At 73.4% G+C, this 24,599-nt stretch carries 27 protein-coding genes; 13 read left to right on the top strand and 14 right to left on the bottom strand.

The genetic code is table 11. The features are described from left to right. Nucleotides 1–6 precede the first annotated feature (6 nt). From ACXR8F_RS18565 to ACXR8F_RS18545, 5 genes are all read left to right on the top strand, one after another. Nucleotides 7–534 (top strand): hypothetical protein, encoded by a 528-nt coding sequence (locus tag ACXR8F_RS18565; protein WP_458802752.1) that lies wholly within the window; start codon nt 7–9, stop codon nt 532–534. Nucleotides 535–536: 2 nt separating this feature from the next. Then, nucleotides 537–1,133, top strand: a complete 597-nt coding sequence (locus ACXR8F_RS18560) for a histidine phosphatase family protein (RefSeq protein WP_045191206.1) — start codon at nt 537–539, stop codon at nt 1,131–1,133. Beyond that, complete coding sequence (gene mptB, locus ACXR8F_RS18555) at nt 1,126–2,691, top strand: polyprenol phosphomannose-dependent alpha 1,6 mannosyltransferase MptB (protein ID WP_458802750.1); 1,566 nt, start codon at nt 1,126–1,128, stop codon at nt 2,689–2,691. Before ACXR8F_RS18560 ends, mptB begins: the two co-directional genes overlap by 8 nt. A gap of 79 nt (nt 2,692–2,770) precedes the next feature. After that, nucleotides 2,771–3,307 carry a hypothetical protein gene (locus ACXR8F_RS18550; protein ID WP_458802748.1) on the top strand — a complete coding sequence of 179 codons (537 nt, stop codon included), beginning with the start codon at nt 2,771–2,773 and terminating at the stop codon, nt 3,305–3,307. Nucleotides 3,308–3,411: 104 nt separating this feature from the next. Next, nucleotides 3,412–4,626 (top strand): pyridoxal phosphate-dependent aminotransferase, encoded by a 1,215-nt coding sequence (locus ACXR8F_RS18545; protein WP_458802746.1) that lies wholly within the window; start codon nt 3,412–3,414, stop codon nt 4,624–4,626. Nucleotides 4,627–4,629: 3 nt separating this feature from the next. Here the strand turns inward: ACXR8F_RS18545 and ACXR8F_RS18540 are convergent, their stop codons facing one another. Next, complete coding sequence (locus ACXR8F_RS18540; RefSeq protein WP_458802744.1) at nt 4,630–4,911, bottom strand: hypothetical protein; 282 nt, start codon at nt 4,909–4,911, stop codon at nt 4,630–4,632. A gap of 15 nt (nt 4,912–4,926) precedes the next feature. Between ACXR8F_RS18540 and ACXR8F_RS18535 the strand changes: the two genes are divergently transcribed. The 3 genes from ACXR8F_RS18535 to ACXR8F_RS18525 all read left to right on the top strand — a co-directional run bounded on the left by ACXR8F_RS18535 (nt 4,927) and on the right by ACXR8F_RS18525 (nt 6,963). After that, a complete protein-coding gene (locus ACXR8F_RS18535; protein WP_458802742.1) occupies nt 4,927–5,385 on the top strand; it encodes a hypothetical protein in 459 nt (152 codons plus the stop codon). Nucleotides 5,386–5,459: 74 nt separating this feature from the next. After that, nucleotides 5,460–6,470 (top strand): LLM class flavin-dependent oxidoreductase, encoded by a 1,011-nt coding sequence (locus ACXR8F_RS18530; protein WP_458802740.1) that lies wholly within the window; start codon nt 5,460–5,462, stop codon nt 6,468–6,470. 73 nt (nt 6,471–6,543) lie between these two features. Beyond that, nucleotides 6,544–6,963, top strand: coding sequence for an OsmC family protein (locus ACXR8F_RS18525; protein ID WP_458802738.1), 420 nt, complete (start codon nt 6,544–6,546; stop codon nt 6,961–6,963). Between the two features lie 13 nt (nt 6,964–6,976). Here the strand turns inward: ACXR8F_RS18525 and ACXR8F_RS18520 are convergent, their stop codons facing one another. The 5 genes from ACXR8F_RS18520 to ACXR8F_RS18500 all read right to left on the bottom strand — a co-directional run bounded on the left by ACXR8F_RS18520 (nt 6,977) and on the right by ACXR8F_RS18500 (nt 12,303). Continuing rightward, the gene (locus ACXR8F_RS18520; protein WP_458802736.1) at nt 6,977–7,903 is read right to left on the bottom strand and encodes a helix-turn-helix transcriptional regulator; all 927 of its coding nucleotides are present in this window, start codon (nt 7,901–7,903) and stop codon (nt 6,977–6,979) included. Nucleotides 7,904–7,957: 54 nt separating this feature from the next. Then, complete coding sequence (locus ACXR8F_RS18515; protein WP_458802735.1) at nt 7,958–9,520, bottom strand: peptidoglycan-binding protein; 1,563 nt, start codon at nt 9,518–9,520, stop codon at nt 7,958–7,960. A gap of 167 nt (nt 9,521–9,687) precedes the next feature. Further along, nucleotides 9,688–10,518 (bottom strand): thioesterase family protein, encoded by an 831-nt coding sequence (locus tag ACXR8F_RS18510; protein ID WP_458802733.1) that lies wholly within the window; start codon nt 10,516–10,518, stop codon nt 9,688–9,690. A 9-nt stretch (nt 10,519–10,527) separates the two neighbouring features. After that, a complete protein-coding gene (locus ACXR8F_RS18505) occupies nt 10,528–11,280 on the bottom strand; it encodes a TetR/AcrR family transcriptional regulator (protein WP_458802730.1) in 753 nt (250 codons plus the stop codon). A gap of 42 nt (nt 11,281–11,322) precedes the next feature. Then, nucleotides 11,323–12,303: an L-lactate dehydrogenase gene (locus ACXR8F_RS18500; RefSeq protein WP_458802727.1), complete on the bottom strand. Its 981-nt coding sequence runs from the start codon at nt 12,301–12,303 to the stop codon at nt 11,323–11,325. Between the two features lie 95 nt (nt 12,304–12,398). Here ACXR8F_RS18500 and ACXR8F_RS18495 point away from each other — a divergent pair, with 95 nt between their 5' ends. Then, nucleotides 12,399–13,184: an SIR2 family NAD-dependent protein deacylase gene (locus ACXR8F_RS18495; RefSeq protein ID WP_458802725.1), complete on the top strand. Its 786-nt coding sequence runs from the start codon at nt 12,399–12,401 to the stop codon at nt 13,182–13,184. Here the strand turns inward: ACXR8F_RS18495 and ACXR8F_RS18490 are convergent. Beyond that, the gene (locus ACXR8F_RS18490; protein WP_458802723.1) at nt 13,181–14,536 is read right to left on the bottom strand and encodes an aspartate aminotransferase family protein; all 1,356 of its coding nucleotides are present in this window, start codon (nt 14,534–14,536) and stop codon (nt 13,181–13,183) included. The genes ACXR8F_RS18495 and ACXR8F_RS18490 overlap by 4 nt on opposite strands. A gap of 150 nt (nt 14,537–14,686) precedes the next feature. Between ACXR8F_RS18490 and ACXR8F_RS18485 the strand changes: the two genes are divergently transcribed. Further along, entirely contained in the window at nt 14,687–16,096 is a 1,410-nt protein-coding gene (locus tag ACXR8F_RS18485; protein WP_045191220.1) for an FAD-dependent oxidoreductase, read from the top strand. A 25-nt stretch (nt 16,097–16,121) separates the two neighbouring features. Here the strand turns inward: ACXR8F_RS18485 and ACXR8F_RS18480 are convergent, their stop codons facing one another. The 4 genes from ACXR8F_RS18480 to ACXR8F_RS18465 form a co-directional block, all read right to left on the bottom strand. Next, nucleotides 16,122–16,934 (bottom strand): 2-phosphosulfolactate phosphatase, encoded by an 813-nt coding sequence (locus ACXR8F_RS18480; RefSeq protein WP_458802722.1) that lies wholly within the window; start codon nt 16,932–16,934, stop codon nt 16,122–16,124. A 20-nt stretch (nt 16,935–16,954) separates the two neighbouring features. Then, nucleotides 16,955–17,644, bottom strand: a complete 690-nt coding sequence (locus ACXR8F_RS18475) for a CAP domain-containing protein (protein ID WP_458802720.1) — start codon at nt 17,642–17,644, stop codon at nt 16,955–16,957. An 83-nt stretch (nt 17,645–17,727) separates the two neighbouring features. After that, complete coding sequence (locus tag ACXR8F_RS18470; RefSeq protein ID WP_458802718.1) at nt 17,728–18,447, bottom strand: DsbA family oxidoreductase; 720 nt, start codon at nt 18,445–18,447, stop codon at nt 17,728–17,730. A gap of 11 nt (nt 18,448–18,458) precedes the next feature. Then, a complete protein-coding gene (locus ACXR8F_RS18465) occupies nt 18,459–19,319 on the bottom strand; it encodes an alpha/beta fold hydrolase (RefSeq protein ID WP_458802716.1) in 861 nt (286 codons plus the stop codon). Nucleotides 19,320–19,406: 87 nt separating this feature from the next. Between ACXR8F_RS18465 and ACXR8F_RS18460 the strand changes: the two genes are divergently transcribed. Both ACXR8F_RS18460 and ACXR8F_RS18455 read left to right on the top strand, forming a co-directional pair. Next, nucleotides 19,407–21,110, top strand: a complete 1,704-nt coding sequence (locus ACXR8F_RS18460) for an alpha/beta hydrolase (protein ID WP_458802715.1) — start codon at nt 19,407–19,409, stop codon at nt 21,108–21,110. Then, nucleotides 21,107–21,730 (top strand): hypothetical protein, encoded by a 624-nt coding sequence (locus ACXR8F_RS18455; protein ID WP_458802714.1) that lies wholly within the window; start codon nt 21,107–21,109, stop codon nt 21,728–21,730. Before ACXR8F_RS18460 ends, ACXR8F_RS18455 begins: the two co-directional genes overlap by 4 nt. On the opposite strand, the gene ACXR8F_RS18450 is transcribed toward ACXR8F_RS18455, so the two are convergent. Genes ACXR8F_RS18450 through ACXR8F_RS18440 form a run of 3 tightly spaced genes read right to left on the bottom strand, consistent with a single transcriptional unit; the run spans nt 21,675 to nt 23,784 of the window. After that, the gene (locus tag ACXR8F_RS18450; RefSeq protein WP_045191225.1) at nt 21,675–22,562 is read right to left on the bottom strand and encodes a DUF3626 domain-containing protein; all 888 of its coding nucleotides are present in this window, start codon (nt 22,560–22,562) and stop codon (nt 21,675–21,677) included. The two genes, ACXR8F_RS18455 and ACXR8F_RS18450, sit on opposite strands and share 56 nt — an antisense overlap. Nucleotides 22,563–22,586: 24 nt before the next feature. Continuing rightward, nucleotides 22,587–22,895: a TFIIB-type zinc ribbon-containing protein gene (locus ACXR8F_RS18445; protein ID WP_458802713.1), complete on the bottom strand. Its 309-nt coding sequence runs from the start codon at nt 22,893–22,895 to the stop codon at nt 22,587–22,589. Nucleotides 22,896–22,905: 10 nt separating this feature from the next. Continuing rightward, nucleotides 22,906–23,784, bottom strand: coding sequence for a phosphotransferase (locus tag ACXR8F_RS18440; protein WP_458802711.1), 879 nt, complete (start codon nt 23,782–23,784; stop codon nt 22,906–22,908). Between the two features lie 62 nt (nt 23,785–23,846). Here ACXR8F_RS18440 and ACXR8F_RS18435 point away from each other — a divergent pair, with 62 nt between their 5' ends. Further along, nucleotides 23,847–24,593, top strand: a complete 747-nt coding sequence (locus ACXR8F_RS18435) for a dienelactone hydrolase family protein (protein WP_045191226.1) — start codon at nt 23,847–23,849, stop codon at nt 24,591–24,593. Nucleotides 24,594–24,599 lie beyond the last annotated feature (6 nt).

The raw sequence follows: 24,599 nt of genomic DNA, 5'->3' as shown, positions 1-24,599 counted from the left end.
CCCCACGTGCCCATGCCAGCCCGCCACCCTCGGGTGCTCGCCGACAGCCGCGCCCCCCGTTCCGCCGCGCGCGCCGGCCGGGCCCTCGCGCTGGGGCTGGCCCTGACGGCGCTCGCCGCCTGCGGGCAGCCGACCCCCGGCAACCCCGACGACTCGGTCGCCCCGACCGTGAGCGTGCCGGCGCAACCGACCATCACGGCCGAGACGCCCACCGACGACGCGGTCGACCCGTCCGTCGAGCCGACCGACGGCGGTCTCTTCGACGCGTCGTCGAGCCTCAGCGGAGTCTCGTGCGAGCCCACCGGCGACTCATGGAGCTTCACCGGCACGTTGGCCAACTCCGACACCGAGGAGCACACCTTCACGGTGGCCGCCTTCGTCCTCAAGCTCTCCGACGGTTCGCAGGCCGCCAGCAAGGAGATCGACGTCAAGCTCGCCGCGGGCGCCAGCGCCCCGGTCGCCATCCGCGACTTCTGGACCGGCCCCAAGGCCGGCGTCGAGTGCCTCAGCGGCGTCACGGTCAAGGGCCTCTGACGGTGCGGCTCTTCCTCGTCCGCCACGGCCAGACCCACGCGAACGTCGCACGCCGGCTCGACACCGCGGTGCCGGGCCTCGACCTCACCGACGAGGGGCGCGAGCAGGCGAAGGCGCTCGCCGACCGGCTCGGAGGCGAGGACCTCGGCGCGATCTACACCTCCGACCTCGTGCGCACCCAGCAGACGGCTGCGCCTCTGGCCGAGCTGCTCGGCCTCGAGATGGTCGTGCTCCCGGGCCTGCGCGAGATCCAGGCGGGCGACTGGGAGATGACGACCGACTGGCAGCCCTACATCGACGCCGTCGTCCGTTGGCGCGACGACCCCGACCACACCATCCCGGGCGGTGACAGCGGGGCCGGCTTCATGCAGCGCTACGACGCGGCCATCGCGCAGATCGCGTCCGACGGGCACGAGTCCGCCGTCGCCGTCAGCCACGGAGCGGCCATGCGGGTGTGGTGCAGCGCGTCGCTCGGGCTGCCCGCCGACTTCTTCGACGAGCGCCGCCTCGACAACGCGCACGTCGTCACCATGGAGGGCGACCCCGCCACGGGTTGGCGCCTGCTCGCGTGGGGCGACGAGCCCGTCACCCATGGCTGAGCCGGCTCCCGTCACCTCCGGTCGCACCGCCCGCGCGGCCGGCGACACGAACCCCGCCGTCTGGCGGTGGGTCGGGTGCGCGGGTGGCGTCGTGCTGGCGGCCGCCTCCTGGGGTGCCGGGGCCCTGCCGCGGCCCAACACCGGCATCCTGTGGCCGGGTGTCGCCTGGTCGACGCCCAAGGGCGGCTCGCCGCTGCTCGCGTCGGTCTCGGTGCTCGCGCTGCTCGCGCTGGTCGTCGCCTGGTGGCGACTCCGGTCGGCCCCGGTCTCGGTGCGCTGGTGGTGGACCACCGTCGCCCTGTGGTTCGCGCCGCTCGTCGTCGCCATGCCGCTCTACAGCCGCGACCTCTACTCCTACGCCGCCCAGGGCCTGCTCTGGGACCAGGGGCTGAGCCCCTACGACCACGTCGTCCGCGAGCTGGACTCGCCGTGGCGCGCCTCGACCGCGCCCACGTGGCTCGACAGCCCGACGCCCTACGGCCCCGTCTGGCTGTTGCTCGCCCGCGCCGTCGCGTCCGTGTCCGGCGAGCTATGGGTCGCGCTGCTGCTGCTCCGCCTCCTCGCCGTCGCCGGCGTGGTCGTGATCGCCTGGGCCGTGCCCGACATCGCCCGGCGCCTCGGCTGGTCGCCCGAGCGGGCGGTCTGGCTCGGCGTCGCCACCCCGCTCGTGGGTGCCCACTTCGTCGGGGGCGCGCACAACGACGCGCTCATGGTGGCCGCCGTGCTCGGCGGCCTCGCCCTCGCCCTGCGGGGCCGGTTCGTCCTCGCCTGCGTCGTCGTCGCGCTCGGGGCGATGGTCAAGGTGACGGCCGTCATCGCGCTGCCTTTCGTGGCGATCCTCTGGGCCCACCACGCGGCGGCACGGTCCACGGAGACGCGCGAGACGGCATACGGCTGGGGCGGGGTCGTGCGCGCGGGGGCCCTGACGCTGCTCTGCGCAGGCGTGCCCATGGCGCTGGGCGGCATCCTCACAGGGCTCGGGTTCGCGTGGCTCAACCCGGCGTCGACGCCGGGCAAGAACGAGCAGTGGACCTCCCTGCCCACCTCGTTCGGCATGACGGTCGGCGCCGTCGGGCACCTGCTCGGCCACGACGAGTGGCGCGACTCCGGCATCGACGCCTCGAGGGCCGCCGCGCTCGTCGTGCTCGCGCTGCTCCTCGTCGTCGTCTGGCTCGCCGCGCTCAAACCCGCTGCCGGTGCCGACCCCGACGACCTCGCCCGCCCGGTGCGCGGCATCGCCTGGGCGATGCTCGCCGTCGTGGTGCTCGCCCCCGTCTTCCTCGGCTGGTACTACCTCTGGATGCTGCCCGTCTTCGCCGTGTCGCTCGACCACGGGTGGGCCGACCGTCTCGAGGTGCCGCTCGCCGCGGTCGCGACGGCCGTCTGCTTCGCGACCCTGCCCGAGGGCTACAGCCTCGGACTCACGACGACCGTCGTGGGGGTGCCGTTCGCGCTCGTCGTGGCCGTCCTGCTCGTACGTCGAGGGTGGCGCACCGCTCGCCGCGCCGATTGGCGCCACCTGCTCGACCTCGACCGGCCGCTGCTGCCCGAGCCGTGAGTGACGGTCCGAGTCACGGATCGGCGACAGGTTGCCGTCGCCGCTCCCGCCACGCCGGGTCGTGTCCCACACTGTCCCGGTGAGTGACTCCGGCTTCGTCGACGAGGCCCGGTCCGACCGCGCGCGACCCACGCGGACGAGCCCGGCCGACCGCCCGTCGCCGTCCCAGGCGGGCCGGCGGACCAGTCCGTTCGCCATCGCCTTCGTCGTCGTGCTGCTCGCCCTGCTCGCTGTCGTCGCCTGGGCGTGGTCGGCACGGCTGCACGGCGACGACGTCGCGGCGTGGCAGGCGGTGGCGCACGAGATCGAGGTGCTCGACCGCAGCCTGCCCCCTCTGGGGCACAGCGAGATCCCGCCCTGCCGGGACGCCACGGAGGGTCGGGTCACTCGCACGTACCCGCCGTCGACGGGCCCGCAGGCCGCGGAGCTCGTCGGTGCCCTCACGCAGCTGGGGTGGACCCAGGCTCCCGCGACCCCGGCCGCCTACGCCCGGCTCACCCGGACCCTCGCCGGACACGAGATCAACATCGACGTGGCGGCGAAGGACGGTGCCTCGCTCGTCGACTCGCTCACGGCCACGAGCCCGGCCTCCGCCTTCGGCTGCCTGCTGCGCTGACGCCGGCGGCTCCCGTGACACCTGAGGCGGACGTCACCGAAGCGGCGGGCCACATGCTGGGAATTGCGCGGTCGACGGCATACGGGAGTGCGACGCTTGGACCCATGCGCAAGGTGACCCAGAGCAAGAAGCTGCAGAACGTCTGCTACGAGATCCGGGGTCCCGTGCTCGCCGAGGCCAAGCGGCTCGAGGAGGAGGGGCACCGCATCCTCAAGCTCAACATCGGCAACCCCGCCCCGTTCGGCTTCGAGGCGCCCGAGGACATCCTCGTCGACGTCATCCAGGAGCTGCCGACCGCGCAGGGCTACAGCGACAGCAAGGGCATCCTGTCGGCGCGGCGGGCGGTCAAGCAGCACTACGAGGTGCGCGAGTTCCCGCCGGTGGGCGTCGAGGACATCTACCTCGGCAACGGCGTCAGCGAGCTCATCGTCATGGCCATGCAGGGGCTGCTCGACAACGGCGACGAGGTGCTCATCCCCGCACCCGACTACCCGCTCTGGACGGCGGCCGCGAGCCTTGCCGGCGGCACCCCCGTGCACTACGTCTGCGACGAGCAGGCCGACTGGGCGCCCGACCTCGACGACATCCGCAGCAAGGTCACCGACCGCACCCGCGCCATCGTCGTGATCAACCCGAACAACCCCACCGGTGCCGTCTACCCGCGCGAGGTGCTCGAGGGCATCGCCCAGGTGGCGCGAGAGCACGAGATGATCATCATGGCCGACGAGATCTACGACAAGATCCTCTACGACGGCGCCACCCACACGTCGATGGCGGCGCTCGCCCCCGACCTGCTGTGCCTCACCTTCAACGGACTGTCGAAGGCCTACCGGGTCGCCGGCTTCCGCTCCGGCTGGCTCGCCATCACCGGCCCGAAGGAGCACGCGCGCAATTACCTCGAGGGCCTCGACATCCTCGCCAACATGCGCCTGTGCGCCAACGTGCCTGCGCAGCACGCCATCCAGGTCGCCCTCGGCGGCTACCAGTCGATCAACGAGCTCATCCTGCCCGGCGGGCGCCTCCTCGAGCAGCGCAACGTCGCGTGGGAGATGCTCAACCAGATCCGCGGCGTCTCGGTGACCAAGCCGCAGGGCGCCCTCTACCTCTTCCCGCGGCTCGACCCCAAGGTCCACGACATCCAGGACGACGAGCGCTTCGCCCTCGACCTGCTGCGCGACCAGAAGATGCTCGTCGTGCAGGGGACCGGCTTCAACTGGCCGACTCCCGACCACTTCCGGCTCGTCTTCCTGCCGCGCGTCGAGGACCTCGAGGACGCCGTCGGCCGCCTCGAGAAGTTCCTCTCGACGTACTCGCAGTAGGGCTCAGCGGGACGTGGCCCACCACTTGAACAACAGGCCCAGCACGACGGCCCACGCGACGGTGAACGCGACGGCGAGGGCGGCTGCCAGGACCGCCGGCCGGCGACCGTGCGGCTCGCGGCGCGCGAGGCTGAGCCCGGCCAGCGCCAGTCCGAGCAGCTGCGGGAGGAACACGAACCCGAACACCGCCCCCGACAGCGAGACGAGCACCGCGCCTCGGGCCAGCGGTGCCTGCGAGGCGAGCTGCGCCGAGCCGGTGTCGTGGGGACGATCGGTGTCGCTCACGCGTTCAGCCTAACGATGGATGCCCTGACCAGAGCCTTCGCGCCGCCCCCGTATGCCGTCGCCTCGCGTCGCGCGCTCCGGGCTCGCGTCGCCGGTGTCGCGGGGGCCCTGCTCGTCACCGGCGCCCTGGCGGCCTGCGGCGGGTCCGACCCCACGATCGACGACGTCCCCTCCGACGTCGCCAGCGCGCGGCCCTCGATCTCGGCCGAGGAGGCGCAGTTCGTCCTCGCTGCCGAGAAGCTCGGCGTCTCGGTGACCGGCGCCAGCGTCGCCGACGACATCGAGACCGGCACCACGACGTGCTGGGCGTTGCGCAACGGGGGCGTCCAGCTGCGCGAGATCGCCGTCGACGACGCCTCGAAGCCGCTCGCCAACACCGGTGACGCGCTCCGCACGAAGCAGCTCATGGCAGCGGGCGTCCAGGCGTTCTGCCCTGACTACGACGACCAGGTCGCCCAGCTGAAGCTGCCGTGACGGTCAGGCGGGCGACCGCCGGGGTCGACCCACCGGTCGGGAACACGTCGCCCACCGCCTCGGTTGGCACCCACGTGAGTCCTGCCAGAGCCCAGCTGAACATCCTCGACCTCGTGCCCGTCGTCGACGGCGGCACCGCGACCGACGCGATCGCCTCGACCGTCGACATCGCCAGGCACGCCGAGAAGTGGGGCTACCAGCGCTACTGGATGGCCGAGCACCACAACATGCGCGGTGTGGCGTCGAGCTCGACCGCCGTGCTCATCGGGCACGTCGCCGACCACACCGAGACGATCCGGGTCGGCGCCGGCGGCATCATGCTGCCCAACCACGCGCCGTACGTCGTCGCCGAGCAGTTCGGCACCCTCGCGACGATCCACCCGGGACGCATCGACCTCGGGCTCGGTCGTGCCCCCGGCACCGACCCGTTCACGACGCGTGCCCTGCGCCGCAACGAGGCCGCGGCGATGAACTTCGCCGGCGAGGTCGAGGAGCTCATCGGCTACCTCGGCGACCCGGACCCGGACGCCAAGGTGCGCGCGATTCCCGGTGAGGGCACGCGCGTGCCGGTCTGGATCCTCGGGTCGAGCCACGGCGGCGCGCAGGTGGCCGCCGCCCTCGGCCTGCCCTACTCGTTCGCTTCGCACTTCGCCCCGGCCGCGCTGATGAGCGCCCTCGAGGTCTACCGTTCGCGGTTCACGCCCTCGACGGAACCGGGCGGGCTCGACGCCCCGCGCACCATGGCCGGAGTCAACGTCATGGTCGCCGACACGTCCGAGGAGGCCGAGCGGCTCTTCACGAGCGTGCTCCAGCGTTTCCACGGCATCGTCACCGGCCGGCGCACGGCGCTGCCCGAACCCAGCGGCGACATCGCGGGGCTCATGGCGTCGTGGTCGCCCGCCGAGCGCCAGGCCGTCTCGGACATGACGCGTGTCTCGGTCATCGGCACGGCCGACCAGGTGCGCGAGGGGCTCACCGGCTTCGTCGAGGCGACGGGCGTGGACGAGCTGATCGTCACGTGCGGCGCCCACGATCACGAGGCCCGGCTGCGCTCCTACGAGCTGCTCGCCGACGCGTGGCTCTGACACCGTCTGACACCGTCCGACACCGTCCGACCCTGCCCGCCCCTGCCCGCCCCTCTCTGGAAGGCTGCACCCCATGAGCTCCGACGACCTGCGCCAGATCACCCTGACCCGCGACAGCCAGGGCCGCTACACCGCCCGCAACCGGCGCGGCGGCTCGATCACGACGAGCTCGGGCACCGACGAGCTGTCGCCGGTCGAGCTGCTCCTCGCCGGCATCGCGGCGTGCACGGCGGTCGACGTCGACACCGTGACGTCCCGGCGTGCCGAGCCCGACAGCTTCGAGGTGGTCGTGACGGCCGACAAGGTCAAGGACGAGCACGGCAACCATCTGCAGGACATCAACGTCAGCTTCCGGGTGCGTTTCCCCGAGGGCGACGGCGGCGACGCGGCCCGCGAGATGCTGCCCAAGCTCGTCAAGCGCTCGCACGACGAGTGGTGCACCGTCAGCCGCACCGTCGAGCTCGGCACGAAGGTGACCGCTACCGTCGAGTGACAGGTCGCGGCGCTCAGGTCGCCCGCACCTCGGCGTCGATCCACTCGATGGGGTCGCCCCAGCCGAGCCGGCCGACGCCGTGCTTGTCGAGCGCGAGCACGGCGAGCGTGCGCCGGTGCGCGGCGAACGTCAGCACGTGCGCGACCATCGTGCCGTAGCTGCAGACGTACGGCGGGTCGCTCGCTGCGTCGACGAACACGTCGTCGAGCTGGCCCTTCTCGACGGCGTCGCGCACGTGGGCGACGAACACCGGCGCGGCCTCGGCGAGGCGGCGCCGTGCCGAGGTGAGCGACTCGTCGACCTCGACCGAGAAGTCGTACTCGCGGCTCGCCATCGTCGCGTTCCACATCGCCAGCTGTCCGACGAGCCGGCTGATGACGCGCCGCAGCGTCGATGGGTCGGGGTCGTCCTCCACCGACAGCACGATCGGCTCGTCGAGCTGCGCGTCGGTCAGCTGGGCGGCGCCGTCGATGATCTCGCCGACGAGCCAGACGTGGTGCTCGACCATCTGCTGGACGAGGTCCATGGCGGTGACCCTTCGCTGGGCCGGGAGGCGTATGCCGGCCGGCGGGTGGAAGTGGATGCCGTTGGCCGCCTCGACGTGGATCGGCCCGGGCTGCTCGCGCCACGCGCTCGGCGCCCGGCCGTACGCGCGACCGAAGGCCCGCGTGAACGCCTCGTGCGAGCCGTAGCCGGCCTCGACCGCGACGTCGAGAACCGGCCTCCGGCTCGCCGCGAGCCGGAAGGCGGCGCGCTCGAGGAGCACACGGCGGCGCAGCGCCCCGGGCGCCTCGCCCGCCGCCGCGCTGACGACGCGGTCGAGGTGGAAGCGCGACAGGTGCAGCCGCGCCGCGACCTCCTCGCCCGTCAGGCCGGGCTCGTCGAGGGTGTCGACGAGCACGTCCAGCCAGGCGGCGAAGGTGTCGGTGGCGGCGCTCACGTCACGATCCTCCCCGACGTGGGGCTCGTTCGGCCTGACCGAGCTTGCTCACCGTCAGTGGTGCACGACGACCTTGTCGCCGACGCGCACCTTGAAGAAGAGCGACTTGATCTGGACCATGTCGGCGATGTTGACGCAGCCGTGGCTGGCGGTGGCGTAGCCGAGCCGGGCGAAGTTCGACGAGTAGTGCACGGCCTGGCCGCCGGAGAAGAACATCGAGTAGGGCATCGGCGTGAAGTAGAGGTTCGAGATGACGTACTCGTACTTGCGCGACACCCGGAAGGTGCCCTCGCGCGTCTCGAGGCCGGGACGGCCGAAGCGGGCCCACATGACCATGAGGGGCTTGCCGTCGACGACCCACGTCAGCGTGCGGGTGGCCTTGTCGACGCACATGACCCGACCGGTGCGGCACCGGCTGTCGAGCGAGGCGGCCGTCGGCATCACCGGTCGCAGCCCGGCGTAGTACCGGTGCTTGTCGAAGGTCCCCGGCACGTACGTCACGGCACGCAGACGGGCCCAGGTGCGGCTGTCGACGACGCCTGACTGCGGCAGGTTCTGGACGCGCTGGAAGGTGAGCACCTTCGTCGACAGGGTCGTGCCGTAGGTTCCCGAGAAGGAGTACGGCCACAGCCCCTTCGCCCCGAGCCGGCGCTGCAGCTCGCGGATGTTCGCCGCCGGGGTGGTCGGCCGGAGCACGACGGGAGTGGCCGTGAGCTTGACGAGTCGGCCCCAGGTGCGCGTGTCGATGACCCCCGACTGCGGCAGCGCCTGGTCACGCTGGAAGGTCAGCAGCTTGGCGCGGAGGGCGGCGTTGAAGTACCTCGAGTACGCATAGGGCCAGTAGGCGGCCTTGACGATCTTGAGGCGGGACTGGGCGTTGTTGACGGTGAAGCCGGTCTGGCCCAGTTTCATCAGGGTGGGCGTGGCGGTGAGGGCGACGAGCCGTGACCACGTTCGCGTGTCGAGGGCTCCAGACTGGGGCAGGTTCTGGTCGCGCTGAAACGCGAGGAGACGGGCCCCGAGCGTGGTCCCGTAGTAGGTGGAGAGGGCGTACGTCCAGTACGTGGACCTCACGGTGCGCAGCCGGACCTGGGCATCGCGCGAGACGGAAGTGTCGGTGCCCGGGCGGGCGATCAATGCGGAAGCCGTCTGGCTGATGAGCAGATCGCGGGCGGCCTGGGTCAGTACCGAGCCGTCACCGGCGAGGGAGTTGCGTGCGAGGAAGCCGGCAACCGCCGACGCAACACCTGCGTCGTACACGCCGTCGATGGCCCCCGACGAGCGGCCGAGCACCAACAGGCGAGACTGCAGGTCCCGCACTGCCCAGCCGGTCTCACCGGACCTGAGGACCACGGGGCTGGTCGGGGGCGTGGTGGTCGTCGGCGTGGTGGTCGTCGGCGTGGTGGTCGTCGGCGTGGTGGTGGCCGGCGCCGCACTAGTCGTGGGCGCGGTGCTCGTCGTGGGCGCGGTGCTCGTGCTCGTGGTCTCGGTCGGTGTCGGCGTGCCCGTGGCGTCGTCGGCGCGCGCGGTGGGTGCAGCCACCGTGAGGGCGACGACCGCGAGGGCGGCTGCGACGGCGTTCGTGGTGCGCTTGCTGTCCATGCGGATCGTCCTCATGGTGTCCCCTGGTCTCTGACCGCGCTGCGGCGTGTGTGTCGGCGCGATCGCGCCCTTCATTGTGGCAGGCACATGCCCGTTTGGCGCGCTGTGCCTTCACCTTCCAGACGCGCCCGGACGGCAGAAGGTTGTCGCGTGCCCGGGCCGACCTCGGAGGCGCCGTGGCGTCAGGTTGCGGGAAGTCGGCGCACGGTGAGGATCTGCTCGGCGCGGCCCACCGGTCCCTGCTCGTCGTGCAGCGTGGTCGAGGTGAGTCCGAGGCCGGTCGGCCCCATCGTCACGCGGGTGTCGAAGCCGACCCAGCCGCGTACGGGCTCGCGGAAGAGGTGGACGGCGAGGTCGACGTTCGGGAACATCCACTCGCGCGGCGAGACACGCACCGCGATGCCGTTGGCGGTGTCGGCGAGTCGCACGAGATCGGCTGTGGGAGAGCAGGTCTCGCCGTCGACGAGCGGGTTCAGGGCCCGGATCCAGGCGATCGTGCGACCCGGTCGGCGGTCGGGGGCCACCCGGAACTCGAGGCCCTCGATGTAGCCGCCGTCCCACGTGTCGCTGCCCGACCAGGGGTCGAGCTCGTCGGGACCCGGGATCGTCTCGAGCTCGACACCTGCGACGGGCTCGGAGTCGTGGGCCGCGAGCCGCCAGGCGTGGGCGCGCACGACGGCGCGGTCGTCGACGAGCATCGTCGCCTCGACGAGCTCGATGGTGCGGCCGGGCCGGGAGGTGCGCACCTCGACGCGGCTGGGTCGGGAGGGGATCTTCCCGAGGATGTCGAACGAGATGCGGGCGAGCTGCATGCCCTCGCGGGGCTCGTGCAGGTCGATCTCGTGGGCGAGGATGCCGCTGACCGGGGCCATGTGCTGCTCGTCGTCGCGCCAGGCGCCCTGGACGTGGACGGTCGGGGCGTAGAGACCGGGGCCGAGCCGCCGGTAGAAGGCCGCGGTGTCGCGGTCGAGCTCGTGCAGGGCGGAGCGGTCGCCGGTGGTGTGGCTGGTCACCCGGCCAGCCTAGGCACCGCCGTCGTCGACGTCGCCGCCCCCGTCGGACAGCCCGAGCCCGAGGTCGACCATGCGCACGAGACGGGGCGCGAGCTCGTCGACGGCCCCGCGCGGGAGGTCGCGCAGGGGGCCCTCGAGGGCGAGCATCGCCATGCCGTGGACGGCCGACCAGGCCAGCAGCTCGGCGCCCGGGCGGTGGTCCGGCGACATGACGCTCGCCTCGACCATGGCGTCGAGGGCCGTCGAGAGCAGCTGGAACGGCGTGAGACCGTCGGCCCCGGCAGCGTCGGTCGAGGCCGCCCGGGAGAGGTCGACCGGCACTGCGAACGCGGTGCGGAAGAGGCCGGGCTCGTCCATCGCGAACCGCAGGTAGCCCACGCCGACCGCCCGGAAGCGTGCCCGCGCCCGCGGGCCCTGCTCGAGGTCGGACGGCACGGCGTCCATGGCCGCGCTGATGACGTCGGCGGCCCGGGCCTGGGCGCGCGAGACGACCTCGCCGAGCAGCGCGTCGCGGTCGGCGAAGTGGCGGTAGGCGGCGTTGGCCGAGACGCCGACGCGCCGGGTCGCCTCGCGCAGCACCACCTTGTCGGGTCCGCCCTCGCGGGCCAGGTCGGTGCCGGCCTCGAGCAGGGCGCGACGCAGGTCGCCGTGGTGGTAGGTGGTGCGGGTCTGGGTGTCGTCCCGGGGGCCCGCCGCCTCGATCGTCGCCTTGGTTGCCCCGGCGGATGTCCCGTCGGGGTCGGGGGCGGCGGTGGGGCTCACAGCCCCATCATGCTCCGGGTGGTCGTTCGCCCGCCGGAGCCGTCAGAAGCCGAAACGCCGCGCCGTCGCCCGCACCGCGTCGGCCGAGGCCCGCAGGCCGGTCAGCTCCTCGTCGGTCATCGGCACCTCGATGCGCTCGCCGACCCCACCGGCGTGCACGATCGCCGGCACCGACAGGCACACGTCGCTGATGTCGTAGTAGTCCTCGAGCAACGACGACACGGGCAGGATGCGGCGCTCGTCGTTGAGCACGGCCTCGATGATGCGGGCGGCGGCGAGGCCGATCGCGTAGTTCGTGGCGCCCTTGCCCTCGATGACGCGGTAGGCGGACTCGACGACGTCGGTGGCGATGCGGCTGCGGGTCCCGGCGTCGAGCGCTGCGGTGCCGTCGGCGGCGCGCCACTTGAGCAGCGGCACCGACCCGATGGACGCCGACGACCAGAGCGGCAGCTCCGAGTCGCCGTGCTCGCCGACGACGTACGCGTGGATGCTCTGGGCCGCGACCTGGGTGTGCTCGGCGAGCAGGAAGCGCAGTCGGGACGAGTCGAGCACCGTGCCCGACCCGAAGAGCCGCTCGGGAGAGAGACCCGAGACCCGCAGGGCGGCATACGTGACGACGTCGACCGGGTTGGTCACCATGACGTGCACGGCGTCCGGGGCGACCTCGACGAGCCGCGGCAGGATGGAGCGGACGATGCCGATCGTCGACTCGGCGAGGTCGAGCCGTGACTGTCCCGGCTTCTGCTTGGCGCCGGCGGTGAACACGATGACGTCGGAGTCGGCGAGGACCTCGATGTCGTCGGAGCCGTCGACGTGGGCCATCGGCACGAACTGGATGCCGTGGCTGAGGTCGAGCGCCTCGGCGTGCACCTTGGCAGCGTTGACGTCGAAGAGGGCGACCGTCTGGGCCGCGCCGCGCATCAGGGTCGCGTAGGCGAGGGTGGCCCCCACCGCTCCCGCCCCGACGATGCCGACCTTCGTACGCCGTCGCTGCCGTGCCGTCTCGGGTGTCGTGCCGCTCATCGGGGCTCCTGCGTTCGGAGGGACGTTGGCGGCAACGCTACCGACGTGACGCGTTCGCGGGGCCTGCCCCGCCGCAGACGTGCGAGCCTGTCCGCATGCTGGTTCCGGAGGCGCTCCTCGAGGCGGCCGTCGCCGCGCGACGCGTCGTCGTCGTCACCGGCGCGGGCATGTCGGCCGAGAGCGGGGTGCCGACCTTCCGCGACGCCCAGACGGGCCTGTGGGAGCGGTATGCCGCCGAGGACCTCGCGACGCCCGAGGCCTGGGAGCGCGACCCGGCCTTCGTGTGGGCCTGGTACCTCTCGCGCTTCGGCGCCGTCGCGCGCGTGGAGCCCAACGCCGGCCATCGCGCGGTCGCTGCCTGGGCCGGGCTGACGCAGGTGCGCGTCGTGACCCAGAACGTCGACGACCTGCACGAGCGCGCCGGCAGCCGCGACGTCGTGCACCTGCACGGGTCGCTGACGAGCTTCCGGTGCGGACGGTGCGAGACGGCATACGCGGGGGTGGTGGACGTGCCCGAGCAGCCGGTCGAGCGCGTCGACCCGCCCACGTGCGCGCACTGCGGCGGCCTGGTGCGGCCGGGCGTCGTCTGGTTCGGCGAGCTGCTGCCGCTCGAGGCGTGGGAGCAGTCCGTCGCCCTCGTGGAGGAGGCCGACCTCGTGCTCGTCGTGGGCACCTCGGGGATCGTGCACCCGGCCGCCGGGCTGCCCGTCCTCGCCCGCGGCGCGGGCGCCTTCGTCGTCGAGCTCAACCCGTTCGAGACCGACGTGTCCGACGTCGCCCACGTGGTGTGGCGCGAGACGGCCGCAGGCGCCCTCCCGGCCCTGGTGGCCGCGCTGCGGGGCCGCGGCGAGCGGCCCTGGGACCAGCCGGGAGGCCCCTAGGCGAAGAGCTCCTCGAGGCACGCGTGGAACATCTCGGTGTGGGCGTCGACGTCGGCAGCCGTGGTGGCGGGGCTCATCAGCGCCATGTTGTGGAAGGGCGTGAGCAGGATGCCGCGGTTGAGCGCGTAGAGGTGGAGGTACTGCTGGAGGTCGAAGTCGTCGGCGTCGTGCGCCTCGGTGCCGTTGCGCGAGGGTGTCTTCGAGAAGTTGTACTCGGCGCGTGCCCCGAGCCGGGTCACGTGCCAGTCCGCGCCGACGGCGTCGATGCCGGCCTGCACGCCGTCGGCCCAGGCGTCGGCGAGCGGCACCATGTGGGCGAAGGCCTCCGGCGTCATGACCTGCTCGAGCGTCGCCTTCATCGCCGCCATCGAGAGGCCGTTGCCGGCGAGCGTGCCTCCGATGCCGCCCACGTCGATCTCCTCGAGCTCGACGGAGGTCGCGATGCGGACGGCGATCTCCTGACTGAAACCGAAGGTGCCGCAGGGGATGCCGCCCCCGATCGACTTGCCGATGACGAGCAGGTCGGGCTCGAGGCCGTGCACGCCGGTGTAGCCGCCGGGCCCGGCGCAGATGGTGTGGGTCTCGTCGTTGACGAGCAGGGCGCCGTAGCGCGTCGCGAGCTCGCGCACGCCCTCGTTGTAGCCGGGGTCGGGCAGCACGATGCCGATGTTGGTGAGGGCAGGCTCGACGAGGACGGCGGCGACGTCACCGTGGGCGAGGGCCTGCTCGAGCGCGTCGAGGTCGTTGAACTCGACGACGCGGGTCGTCTCCGAGGTGGGCACGGGCGCCCCGATGTTGCCGGGCCGGTTGGTGGTCGCGCCGTCCGGGCCGAGCGTCGCGAAGGCCTCGTCGACCGACCCGTGGTAGCACCAGTTGTGCACGACGACCTTGCTGCGGCCCGTGAGGTGGCGGGCGTAGCGGATCGCGTGCCGGTTGGCGTCGGTGGCCGTCAGCGTGAACTGCCAGAACGGCAGCCCGAAGCGCTGCGCCAGGCCGGTGGAGACCGCGATGGCGTCCTCGGTGGGGAGCATGGTGGTGATGCCACGCCCGAGCTGGCGCGTCACCGCGTCCACGGTCGGCCCCGGCGAGTGCCCCATCATCGCGCCGGTGTCGCCGAGGCAGAGGTCGACGTGGTCGATGCCGTCGACGCACGTGAAGTGGGCACCGGCCGCCTCGGCGACGAAGACCGGGAAGTCGCCCGGCCACTTGACCATCCAGCTCATCGGCACGCCGCCCGGCATGTGGGCGAGGGCCTGCTCGGCGAGGGCGCGGGACCGCGGGCGGGCCTCGATGAACGCCTGGCGCTCCCGCGCGTGCAGCTCGGCCAGGCGGGTGCGGTCCACGGTGCTCATGTGCGCATCCTGCCCGCGACGGCGCTCCGACGGAAGGGCCGGCAGCCTCGGCGGCCACTGCGGAATCCGTAGGTCTTGGAAGGGGATTCAAGTCAAAATCCACAGGATCGAAGACCTTGCGGAGGTGTCCCGAGATGGCATGATCCCGCCATGCCTCCCGCCGTGCCGCCGCCCTCCAGGACCACGAGCGGCTACCGGGGACTCAGCCTCTGGCACGACACGATCGACGACATCGAGCCCCGCCCGTCGCTCGCCTCTGACACCGAGGTCGACGTCGCGATCGTGGGCGCCGGCTACACCGGGCTCTGGACGGCATACCACCTCGTCTCGGCCGACCCGACGATCCGCGTCGCCGTGCTCGAGAAGGAGGTCGCCGGTTTCGGGGCCTCGGGCCGCAACGGCGGCTGGTGCTCGGCCCTCTTCCCCGCCTCGCTCAAGCGGATGGCGGCCGAGCGCGGCCGAGACGCGGCGGTGCGGATGCAGCACCGGCTCCACGAGACCGTCGCCGAGATCGGGCGGGTGACCGCCGCCGAGGGCATCGACTGCCACTTCGACCAGGGCGGCTACCTGTCCGTGGCCCGCAACCCGGCCCAGCTCGAACGCCTCCGCGAGGAGGCCGCCGACCACCGGGCCTGGGGCTTCGGCGAGGACGACCACCGGCTCCTCGACGCGCACGAGGTCACCGAGGTCGCGGCGGTGACCGACGCGCTGGGCGGCGCGTTCACGCCGCACTGCGCCGCGATCCACCCCGCCCGGCTCGTGCGTGGGCTCGCCGACGCCGTCGAGCGTCGTGGCGTGGTCGTCCACGAGCGCACCAACGCGGTCGACGTGCGCAGCCACCGGGTCGTCACCCCCCACGGCACGGTGCGCGCGGAGCACGTCGTGCTCGCCACCGAGGGCTACACCCCGACCGTCGCCGGACGTCGCCGCGCCATCGCCCCGATCTACTCCCTCATGACGGCGACCGAGCCGCTGCCCGACCACGTGTGGGAGCAGATCGGCCTCGAGAACCGCACCACCTTCGCCGACAACCGGCACCTGACGATCTACGGGCAGCGCACCCGCGACGGCCGCATCGCCTTCGGCGGGCGGGGCGCCCCGTACCACTACGCCTCCAAGGTGTCGCCGCTCTACGACCGCGACGAGCGCGTGCACGCGAGCCTGCGGCGGATCCTCGTCGAGCTCTTCCCGGTGCTCGACGGCGTCACCTTCACCCACTCGTGGGGCGGCAACCTGGGCGTCCCCCGCGACTGGTTCCCATCGGTGCGCCACGACCGGCACACCGGTCTCGCCTTCGCGGGCGGCTACGTCGGCGACGGCGTCGCCACGTCGGCGCTCGCGGGCCGCACCCTCGCGGCGATGATCCGCGGCGACGACCCCGAGGGCCTCGCGACGCTTCCGTGGGCCGGGCGAACGTCGCGCGACTGGGAGCCCGAGCCGCTGCGTTGGATCGGCGTCAACGCCGTGACCGCGCTCATGACGTCGGCGGACTGGTCCGAGCGTCGCACCGGCCGGCCGTCCCGCGCGGCCTCGGCCTTCTGGACGGCGATCGGGCAGTAGGCCGCCGCCGGGCTGTCGAGGAGCGTCAGCGGCCGTATGCCGTGAACGCGCCCTCGGCGAGGAGCGGCACCCCCTCGGAGGAGTCGAGCTCTGCGGCGACGGCGACGTCGTCGGGCCAGCCCTGCTCGACGAGCTCGCGCCCGCTGGCGCAGGCCGCGAGGGACTCGTCCAGGCGGTCCTCGACCGCGAGCCACGAGGTGCCCGCGGCCTCGGCCTCCGGGCTGAGCAGGAGCGGCCCTGCGCGGTGCTCGAGGCGCGCGGCGAGGGCGGTGACGACCGAGCCCGCGCCCCAGAGGTCCTCGACGGCGGGCCGCAGCGAGTCGTCGGGCCACCGCTCCCCGGCGGGCACCACGACCACGGCGGGCCTCGCGCCCGACCCGACCGTCGAGTCGAGCCAGTCGACGAGCCACGCCGCGACCGCAGAGCGGTTTCGCAGCGACGCGGCCACGACCTGCGCGCCCGCCCCGGCCAGGCGGGCGGCGATCGTCGAGCCGTTGGGAGAGGGGAGCACGAGGTCCTGCAGGGGGCCGGCCGCCCGGATCGACGACGGCGACAGGCTCACCCCGCCCCCGTCCCGTGACCGGCTGCGCGGCACCGCGAGGGTCGCGCCGCGCTCTGCGGCGAACGCCTCGGCCGAGTCGTCCTTCCACGGGTACGGGTGCACGGCGGTGTCGGCGTCCACCGCGACCGACACGCAGGTCGTGAAGCTCAGCACGTCGACGACGACGGCGCACACGGGCGAACCGGCGGCGACGGCATACGTGGTCAGCCCCTCGGCGGCCGTGGGACCCCAGTCGAGGCGGACGACGTGCCGGTCCTGCGAGTGCCACGGCTGCATGCCCCCAACCTAGGGGAGGCTCACGCCCCGAACGCCTGGGTCCAGTACGTGCCGTAGCGGCCGCCCGTCGCGTAGCCGACGCCGATGGTGCGGTAGGTGCAGTCGAGGATGTTCGCGCGGTGGCCCGCGCTGCCCATCCAGTCCTTCATGACGGCGGCGGCGCTCGCCTGGCCCGCCGCGATGTTCTCGGCGACCGCGCCGCCTGCCCAGCCCGCCGCCCGGATGCGCTGCCCGAAGGTGCGCCCGTCGGGGCTCGTGTGCGAGAAGTAGCCCCGGGCGGCCATGTCCTCGCTGTGGTCCTGGGCGGCCCGGGTGAGCGCTGCGTGGGACGTGACCGGCGCGCACCCGGCCCGGGCGCGCTCGGCGTTGACGATGGTCACGACGGCACGGGCCACGTCGTCGCGCGGGGTGGGAGGCGAGGACGTGGCCGGCCACGTGGACGCGTCGGGGGTGGGCGTCGCGGGTGTGGACCCGGCCGTCGGCGTGGGGGTGGCGGACGCCGGGTCGGGCTCCTCCGTCTCGCCGATGGTGCTGGTGGCCGACGGCGTGGCCTGTCCGGTGCGGCCGGTCGGCCCGGCGTGACCCAGCCGCAGGTCGCCCGCCGAGCGCAGCACCGCCACGCCGCCCAGCACGAGCAGTGCCGAGGCGACGAGCGTCAGCACGACCGCGCGCCGCGAACCACGGTCCGCGGGGTCGTTGTGCCTGCCCATGAGCGCCTTTCGTCGACCGGCGACCGGTACCTTACGCGTCCGGGGGCGTCACGGGAGGCTTGGGGCAGGACGGGGTGTCGGGGTCAGGCGCCGCAGACGCCGCCGCAGCCCCCGGCGCCGCAGCCGCCGCCGCAGCCGCCGCCGGCGGCCACCGGCTCGGGCACCTCGTGCCGGGTCGACCAGGCGGTCTCGAGCGCCTGGGTGAAGACCTCCACCGGCTGCGCGCCCGAGACGCCGTACTTGCGGTCGAGCACGAAGAACGGCACCGACTCGATGCCGAGCATCTTCGCGGTGGCCTCGTCGCTGCGCACGTGGTTGCCGTAGTCGTCGGAGTCGAGCATCTCGCGCACGACCTCGGCCTCGAGCCCGATGTCGGTGGCGAGACCGACGAGGGTCTCGCGGTCGCCGACGGCGAGGCCCTCGGTGAAGTAGGCCCGCATGAGCCGCTCGTGGGCGGCGTCGGCAAGGCCCCGGTCGGCCGCCAGGTGCACGACCCGGTGGGCGTCGAAGGTGTTGCCGTAGCGGGCCCCTTGCCAGTTGAACTCGAGCCCCAGCTCGGTGGCGGCAGCCGCCATCGACTCGTGCTGCGCGACGGCCTGCTCGCGGCTCGTGCCGTACTTGGCGGCGACGAGGTCGACGAGCGGCACGTCCGACACCGCCTCGGCCCCGCGGTCCAGCTCGAAGCTGTGCCACTGGATCTCCAGCTCGTCGGCGTGCTCGAACTGCGCGACGGCGGCCTCGAGGCGCCGCTTGCCGAGGTAGCAGAACGGGCACACGATGTCGGACCAGATGTCGATCTTCACGGACGTGAAACCTACCGGCGCGCGTCGGTGTTCCCTGCATCGCGCGTGATGCGGCGCACGATGGCCGATGCCACCCGGTCGTCGTGGGTCTCGGGCAGCCAGTGCCCGGCGTCGAGCTCGACGAACTCGTAGTCGCCCGTCACGTGCTCGCGGGTCAGCTCGGCGGCGGTGCGCCCCAGGAACGGGTCGCGGCTGCCCCAGACGTAGGTCGTCGGCACCTCCACGCGGTGCGCCCGCACGTGCGAGCGGCGGGCGGCGCGGTACCAGTTGATCGGCCCGGCGAGCGCGTCGGGACGGGCCAGCCGGGCGGCATACCTCGTGCGGTCCTCGGCGGGCAGCCCGGTGCGCGTCAGCACGGAGTGGAAGCTCGCGGCGAGGGCCCGCTCCGGCGCCCACGGCACCTGGAACGCGGCCATGTACCAGGACATGCGCTTCTGCTCGAGGCCGCGGCGCCAGGCGCGGCCCATCGCGGCCGGGTGGGGCGTCGACAGGACGGTGAGGGAGGCGATGCGATGCGGGTGGTTCGCCGCGACCAGCCACGCGAGTGCGCCGCCCCAGTCGTGCCCGACGAGGTGCACCCGCTCGCGCCCCGACGCGTCGACGAGGGCCAGCACGTCGGCCACGAGCTCGTCGAGGCGGTACGCGTCGAGCCCGCTCGGGCTGGCCCCGGGCGAGTAGCCCCGCTGGTCGGGGGCGAGGGTGCGCAGGCCCACCTCGTGCAGGCGTCGGGCGACGCGGTCCCAGCTCGACCGGTCGGTCGGGAAGCCGTGCAGCAGCACCACGACCTCGCCCCCGAGCGGACCCGTGTCGGTGACGTCGAAGGTGAGGCCGTCGCGGGTGAACGTCGTGGTCCGTTCGTCGGGGTGGCGCATGTCCCCATCCTGCCCGGCACGGCCGGGGTGTTCCCGTAGGGGGCAAACCGGAGGCGCGCGGCACCCGCCCCCACCTACTGTTGAGGCATGTCCCTGGGGTCCGGTCCGCGCGCACCGGCGCGCGCCGGGCGCCCGTGGTGGCACCTGTCGCGCACCGGTCTGTTCTTCGGTGCGGCGTACTTCCTCACGTCCATGTCGCCGAGCCTGCTGCCGCGCACGTGGTACTACCAGGGCCTCATCAGCGGTCTCTGCGCGGTCGCCGGCTACGCCCTCGGGGTCTGCGTGGCATGGGTGGTGCGCACGGTCGCGCGGCTCATCGACCTGCGCGTCATGGTCAGTGGCGAGGCCCGGCACTGGCTGCTCGTCGCGGCCCCGGTCTTCGGCGGGGTGGCCGTGCTCGGCCTCACCGTCGCCAACGTGCGCGCACAGGCCCGCACCGCGGCCGTCGTGCGGCTGGCCCCGCTCGACCCCGTCGACTGGGCTCTCGCCCTCGCGCTCGCCACCGTCATCTCCGTGGTGTTCCTCGCCATCGCGCGGGGCCTGCGCAGCGCGACGCACCACCTGGCCGAGGCGGCGGGCCAGGTGCTGCCCCGGGCGCTGGCCAGCGTCATCGCCGTCGTCGTCGTCGCGCTCACCACGGCCTGGGTGACCGACAGCGTGCTGTTCCACCGGGGCATGCAGGCGTTCGCCGGCGTCGCCGCCCAGGTGAACTCGAGCTCGCCGAGCGGCCGGTCGGCGCCGACCTCGCCGCTGCTGTCGGGCAGCGTCGGCTCGTTCGAGCGCTACGACACGCTCGGCTACCAGGGCCAGATGTTCGTCACGAGCGCGCCGACGGCGTCGGAGATCTCGCGGGCGACCGGGCGCGGCGCCATCGACCCGATCCGCGTCTACGCGGGCCGCACGAGCGACCGCACCGTGGCCGACGTGGCCGACGCGGTCGTGGCCGAGCTGAAGCGGACCAACGCCTTCCAGCGCCGGGTGCTGGCCGTGTTCACGACGACGGGCACGGGCTGGGTCGACGACTGGTCGGCGCAGTCGGTCGAGTACCTCGCCGACGGCGACAGCGCCATCGCCGCGATGCAGTACTCCTACCTGCCGAGCGCGATGTCGATCATGACCGACCGCGGCACCCCCCGCGAGGCGGGCAAGGCGCTCTTCGACAAGGTGTATGCCGTGTGGCGGGCGCTGCCCGAGGACGAGCGCCCGCAGCTCGTCGTCGGCGGTGAGTCGCTGGGTGCCTACGGCGGCCAGGCCGCGTTCGCCGATGCCGACGACATGATGGCCCGGGCGCAGGGCGGCGTCTGGGTGGGCACCCCGAGCTTCACCGCCATCGCCGAGTCGCTCACGGCGCGACGCAACGAGGGCTCGCCCGAGATCGTGCCGGTCGTCGACGACGGCCGCCACATCCGGTTCGCCGCGAGCGGCGACCAGCTGACCCACGACTACTACGGCCGCGACTACGGCACGTGGGACTTCCCCCGCTTCGTCTACGCGCAGCACCCGTCCGACCCCGTCGTCTGGTGGAACCCGGCCCTGCTCGGCGCCGAGCCCGACTGGCTGCGCGAGCCGCGGGGGCGCGACGTCAACCCCGACGTCACGTGGATCCCCTTCGTCACGTTCTGGCAGCTGACCACCGACATGGCCGTCGGGCACGACCCACCCGACGGCTACGGCCACCGCTACGGCGCCGAGCTCGTGCCGGCGTGGGGGTCGGTGCTCGGCGGCTCGCCGACCGACGACTACTCGAAGATCGTCGAGGGCGTCGACGAGACGGTGAACCGGGTCGAGTGAGCGTCCACCGTTTCCACGGCCGCATCGCCGGCATCGGCTCGACCTCCGGCGTGCGCGTCGTCGTCGGGTCGTGGGACCGCACGCCCCTCGGTTCCTTCGGCGACGCGATGGTCGAGCGGGCCGACGGCCACCGTCTGCTGCTCGCGCCGACGGCCGACGTCGCCGCGTTCATCGAGTCGACGTACGCGTTCGACGAGGTGCGCCTGGAGCCTTTCGAGGTGACGCGGGTCGCAGGGCAGTGGCAGGTGCGCTCCCCGTCGCTGACGCTCGACCTGACGGTCGGCGGGCGTATGCCGTTGGGCCGGCTGCTGCGTGCTGTGCCCTTCCGCGTCGCCGCGAGTCCCGCGTGGGCCACGGTGGTCGACCCGGTGGCACGCGTCGCCCTGCGCGGCGTGCGCACGCGCGGCACGGCCCTCGAGGGACGGCGGGAGTTCTACGGCGCGACCGACCTGCACCGGGTGGTGGGGATGGCGGGCAGTCTCGAGGGCTCGCCGCTCGGGGCGCTGGCGCCGGTCGACCCGCCGTGCCGTTTCGGGTTCTCGTCGACGCCGCGCACACCCTCGGTCACGACGGTCGTGACGACCGTCCGAACCTCGCGACGAGGTGCCAGACCCGCTTGAGGTGCTGCGGGTCGTGCCGGCCGGTGCGCACCGCGTCGCCGACGATGCGGGGCGTCAGCACCCCGTCGACCGCGACGGCCTCGCCCAGCTCGACGAACTCGGGCCCGCGGTAGTCGGGGTGCGCGCGCAGCTCCTCGACGGGCAGCACCCACCCGTCGTGCCACTCGACGGGGACGCCGAGACGGTCCCACGCCTGCGCGTCGTCCTCGACCTCGGTGCCCCGGAACGACGGGTCGAGCACGAGAGCCTCGACGTCGGACGCGAGGTCGACGACCCCGTGCACATGGGCCTCCACGTAGTCGTCGAGCGGGTCGGGCTCGCTCTCGCCCGGGAAGAGTGCCGGGCGGTCGTCGGCGAGCTCGCTCAACGCGTACGCAGCCGCCACCCCGAAGTGCTCGGGACGGAACACGCTGTCGGGGAAGCAGAAGGTCGTGACCGCGAGGGTGTGCGGCGCGAGGCGCACGTGCGCGGAGCCGAATCGCGGCGCCGCGCCGACGGGGGAGCGGTGCCGGTCGAGCGCCCCGTACTTCGGTCGCAGCGAGCCGTCCGCGTCGTCGTAGGCGCCGCCGAAGATGCGGCTCTCCCACGTCCAGCGGTCACCGCCCGGGTGGGCCGTGAGCCCGCCGTTGCTCGTGCCGGTCTCGAACTGGGAGCGGTAGACGCCGTCGCGCGCCATCGCCGCGAGCACGGACGAGTCCTCGACGAGCCGGTCCGGGTGGAAGTTGAGGGTGACCCGCAGGTCGGGGCTCAGCGCCGGCCCGGTCGCGAGCCTCGTGACGTGGGCGATCGCCCTCGTGACAGGCTCGGCGACGGCAGCGGGCTGGTCGGGCACGGCGCCATCCTCACACCCTCCGCGTCAGCTGGAGAAGAAGAGTCCCGCCATGCCCTTCTTGCGGTAGTGCTTGCCGCCCCGGTTGCCCCAGGCCGGGCCGCCGTACTGCTGGGGCGGCGGCTGCGCCGCGAACCGGCTCTCGAGCTGGCTGAGGTGCTCGAACTCGCCGAAGTCGAGGAAGAGGCCCCGGCACTGGTCGCACTGCTCGACGTGCACGCCGTTGCGGTCGTAGGTGCGCATGGTGCCCCGGCACTTGGGGCAGACGAAGCCCTGCGGCTGGTAGGCGGCGCCGGTCTGGTCCTGGTGGGGGAAGGGCGGCGGTTGCTGGCTCATGGGGCCATCCTCACATCCGGGCGCACGCTTCCAACAGGGAGTGGGCTGGGTCTTCGCTGTGAGCCGGCTGGACGGTCGCCGTGCGCACGGCCGCGACGAACACGGCGCAGCGAGCCGGCAGGTCGAGGACGCGCCACGGGTCGCCGGCCCTCGCGACCGCGGGTCCACCGGCGTCGCGGTACGCGTCGAGGAACGTCTCCCACGACGCGTCGTCGAGCGCCCCGGCGGCCCAGAAGCCGGCAGGTCGGGCGAGATCCCACGCCGGGTCGCCCAGACCGAGGTCGTCGACGTCGAGCAGGCGCAGTAGGTCCGTGCCCACCGCGAGCTGGCCGAGGTGCCAGTCGCCGTGCACGACGTGCTGCGGGGCCGACGACGAGCCGGTCAGCTCGCCCACGAGCCGCCTGCCGAGGCCGGCGAGCATCGAGCGAGCAGGGTGGTCCAGCCGACGCGCCCGGTCGAGGGCGCGGCTCACACGGGCCGGGCCGCCCTGTGGTGGGAGAGCGCTGAGCACCGGGGACTCGACGGGCGTCCGGTGCAGGCGGGCGAGCAGCCGCCCCGCGTCGGCCCACGGGTGCTCCGGCGCGTCCTCGGTGAGCACCTCGACCCGCGGCCACAGCGTGACGAGCCGGTCGTCGGGAGTGGTGCGGGGAATCGCCTCGACGGGCTGCACCCAGCACGGGGCCGGCCCGGGCTCGGCGACCGCACGGAGGCGCTGGGCGAGCTCGGCGGCGCGGGTCCGGCGATGGTGCACCTTGGCGACCGCCTCGGCGGCAAAGGCGATCTCGGCGCCGGAGGGCGTCGTGCGTCGCTCGACCGCACCGAGCCACGCCGCGAGCCACCTGTCGAGGGCCGCGTCGAGGGCGGCTTCGGGGTGCGCATCGTCGGTCACGTCCCGATTCTCGCTGCCGCCGGCCGGGCCCGCCTTCGCGGAGCAGGGAGTAGGACTGTCCCATGGGCACGATGACCGACTTCCCCGAGCACGACCTCACCGCCTACCGCGCCGACCCGCCGGGCCAGGCCCGCGGGGCCGTCGTCGTCATCCAGGAGATCTGGGGCCTGACCGACCACGTCAGGGACGTCACCGACCGTTTCGCGGCGCAGGGCTACGTCGCGGTGGCGCCCGACCTGCTGCGTCACGTCGGACTCACGCCCGACGTCGGCTCCCGCCTCTTCGACCTCGTGTCGCGAGGCACCGAGGAGCAGCGGCTCGCGGCCCAGCCCGACCTGCGGGCGGCGACGACACCGGCGCGCCAGCCGGAGTTCGCGGCGTGGGCCGTCCCGGCCCTGACGGCGGTCGTCGACTCGCTGGTGGAGGAGCCGGGGGTCGAGGGTCGGGTCGCCGTGGTGGGCTTCTGCTTCGGGGGCACGTACGCGTTCGCCCTCGCGGCCGCGGACGCCCGGCTGCGGGCGGCGGTCCCCTTCTACGGCACGTTCCCCGACCACGCCGACCCCGCGACGATCGCCTGCCCCGTCCTCGCCTTCTACGGCGAGGAGGACCACGGGATCACCGACGGCGTTCCCGAGCTCGAGGGTCGCATGGCGGACGCCGGCGTGGACTTCACGGCACGCGTCTACCACGGGGTCGGTCACGCCTTCTTCAACGACGACTCGCCGTCGAGGTACAACGCGGAGGTGGCCGCCGACGCGTGGCAGCGCACGCTCGCCTTCCTCGAGGCGCACCTGGGCGGCGCGCGCTGAGCCACA

The organism is Terrabacter sp. AAH1 (assembly GCF_054456855.1).
This window is presented reverse-complemented; position numbering and strand designations above follow the sequence as displayed.

What these genes read in the sequence shown, in the direction of transcription:
- mptB (WP_458802750.1), top strand. Translation starts at nt 1,126, where the DNA reads ATGGCTGAGCCGGCTCCCGTCACCTCCGGTCGCACCGCCCGCGCGGCC.
- ACXR8F_RS18545 (WP_458802746.1), top strand. Translation starts at nt 3,412, where the DNA reads ATGCGCAAGGTGACCCAGAGCAAGAAGCTGCAGAACGTCTGCTACGAG.
- ACXR8F_RS18535 (WP_458802742.1), top strand. Translation starts at nt 4,927, where the DNA reads ATGGATGCCCTGACCAGAGCCTTCGCGCCGCCCCCGTATGCCGTCGCC.
- ACXR8F_RS18525 (WP_458802738.1), top strand. Translation starts at nt 6,544, where the DNA reads ATGAGCTCCGACGACCTGCGCCAGATCACCCTGACCCGCGACAGCCAG.
- ACXR8F_RS18515 (WP_458802735.1), bottom strand. Translation starts at nt 9,520, where the DNA reads ATGAGGACGATCCGCATGGACAGCAAGCGCACCACGAACGCCGTCGCA.
- ACXR8F_RS18500 (WP_458802727.1), bottom strand. Translation starts at nt 12,303, where the DNA reads ATGAGCGGCACGACACCCGAGACGGCACGGCAGCGACGGCGTACGAAG.
- ACXR8F_RS18495 (WP_458802725.1), top strand. Translation starts at nt 12,399, where the DNA reads ATGCTGGTTCCGGAGGCGCTCCTCGAGGCGGCCGTCGCCGCGCGACGC.
- ACXR8F_RS18490 (WP_458802723.1), bottom strand. Translation starts at nt 14,536, where the DNA reads ATGAGCACCGTGGACCGCACCCGCCTGGCCGAGCTGCACGCGCGGGAG.
- ACXR8F_RS18485 (WP_045191220.1), top strand. Translation starts at nt 14,687, where the DNA reads ATGCCTCCCGCCGTGCCGCCGCCCTCCAGGACCACGAGCGGCTACCGG.
- ACXR8F_RS18480 (WP_458802722.1), bottom strand. Translation starts at nt 16,934, where the DNA reads ATGCAGCCGTGGCACTCGCAGGACCGGCACGTCGTCCGCCTCGACTGG.
- ACXR8F_RS18475 (WP_458802720.1), bottom strand. Translation starts at nt 17,644, where the DNA reads ATGGGCAGGCACAACGACCCCGCGGACCGTGGTTCGCGGCGCGCGGTC.
- ACXR8F_RS18465 (WP_458802716.1), bottom strand. Translation starts at nt 19,319, where the DNA reads ATGCGCCACCCCGACGAACGGACCACGACGTTCACCCGCGACGGCCTC.
- ACXR8F_RS18460 (WP_458802715.1), top strand. Translation starts at nt 19,407, where the DNA reads ATGTCCCTGGGGTCCGGTCCGCGCGCACCGGCGCGCGCCGGGCGCCCG.
- ACXR8F_RS18445 (WP_458802713.1), bottom strand. Translation starts at nt 22,895, where the DNA reads ATGAGCCAGCAACCGCCGCCCTTCCCCCACCAGGACCAGACCGGCGCC.
- ACXR8F_RS18435 (WP_045191226.1), top strand. Translation starts at nt 23,847, where the DNA reads ATGGGCACGATGACCGACTTCCCCGAGCACGACCTCACCGCCTACCGC.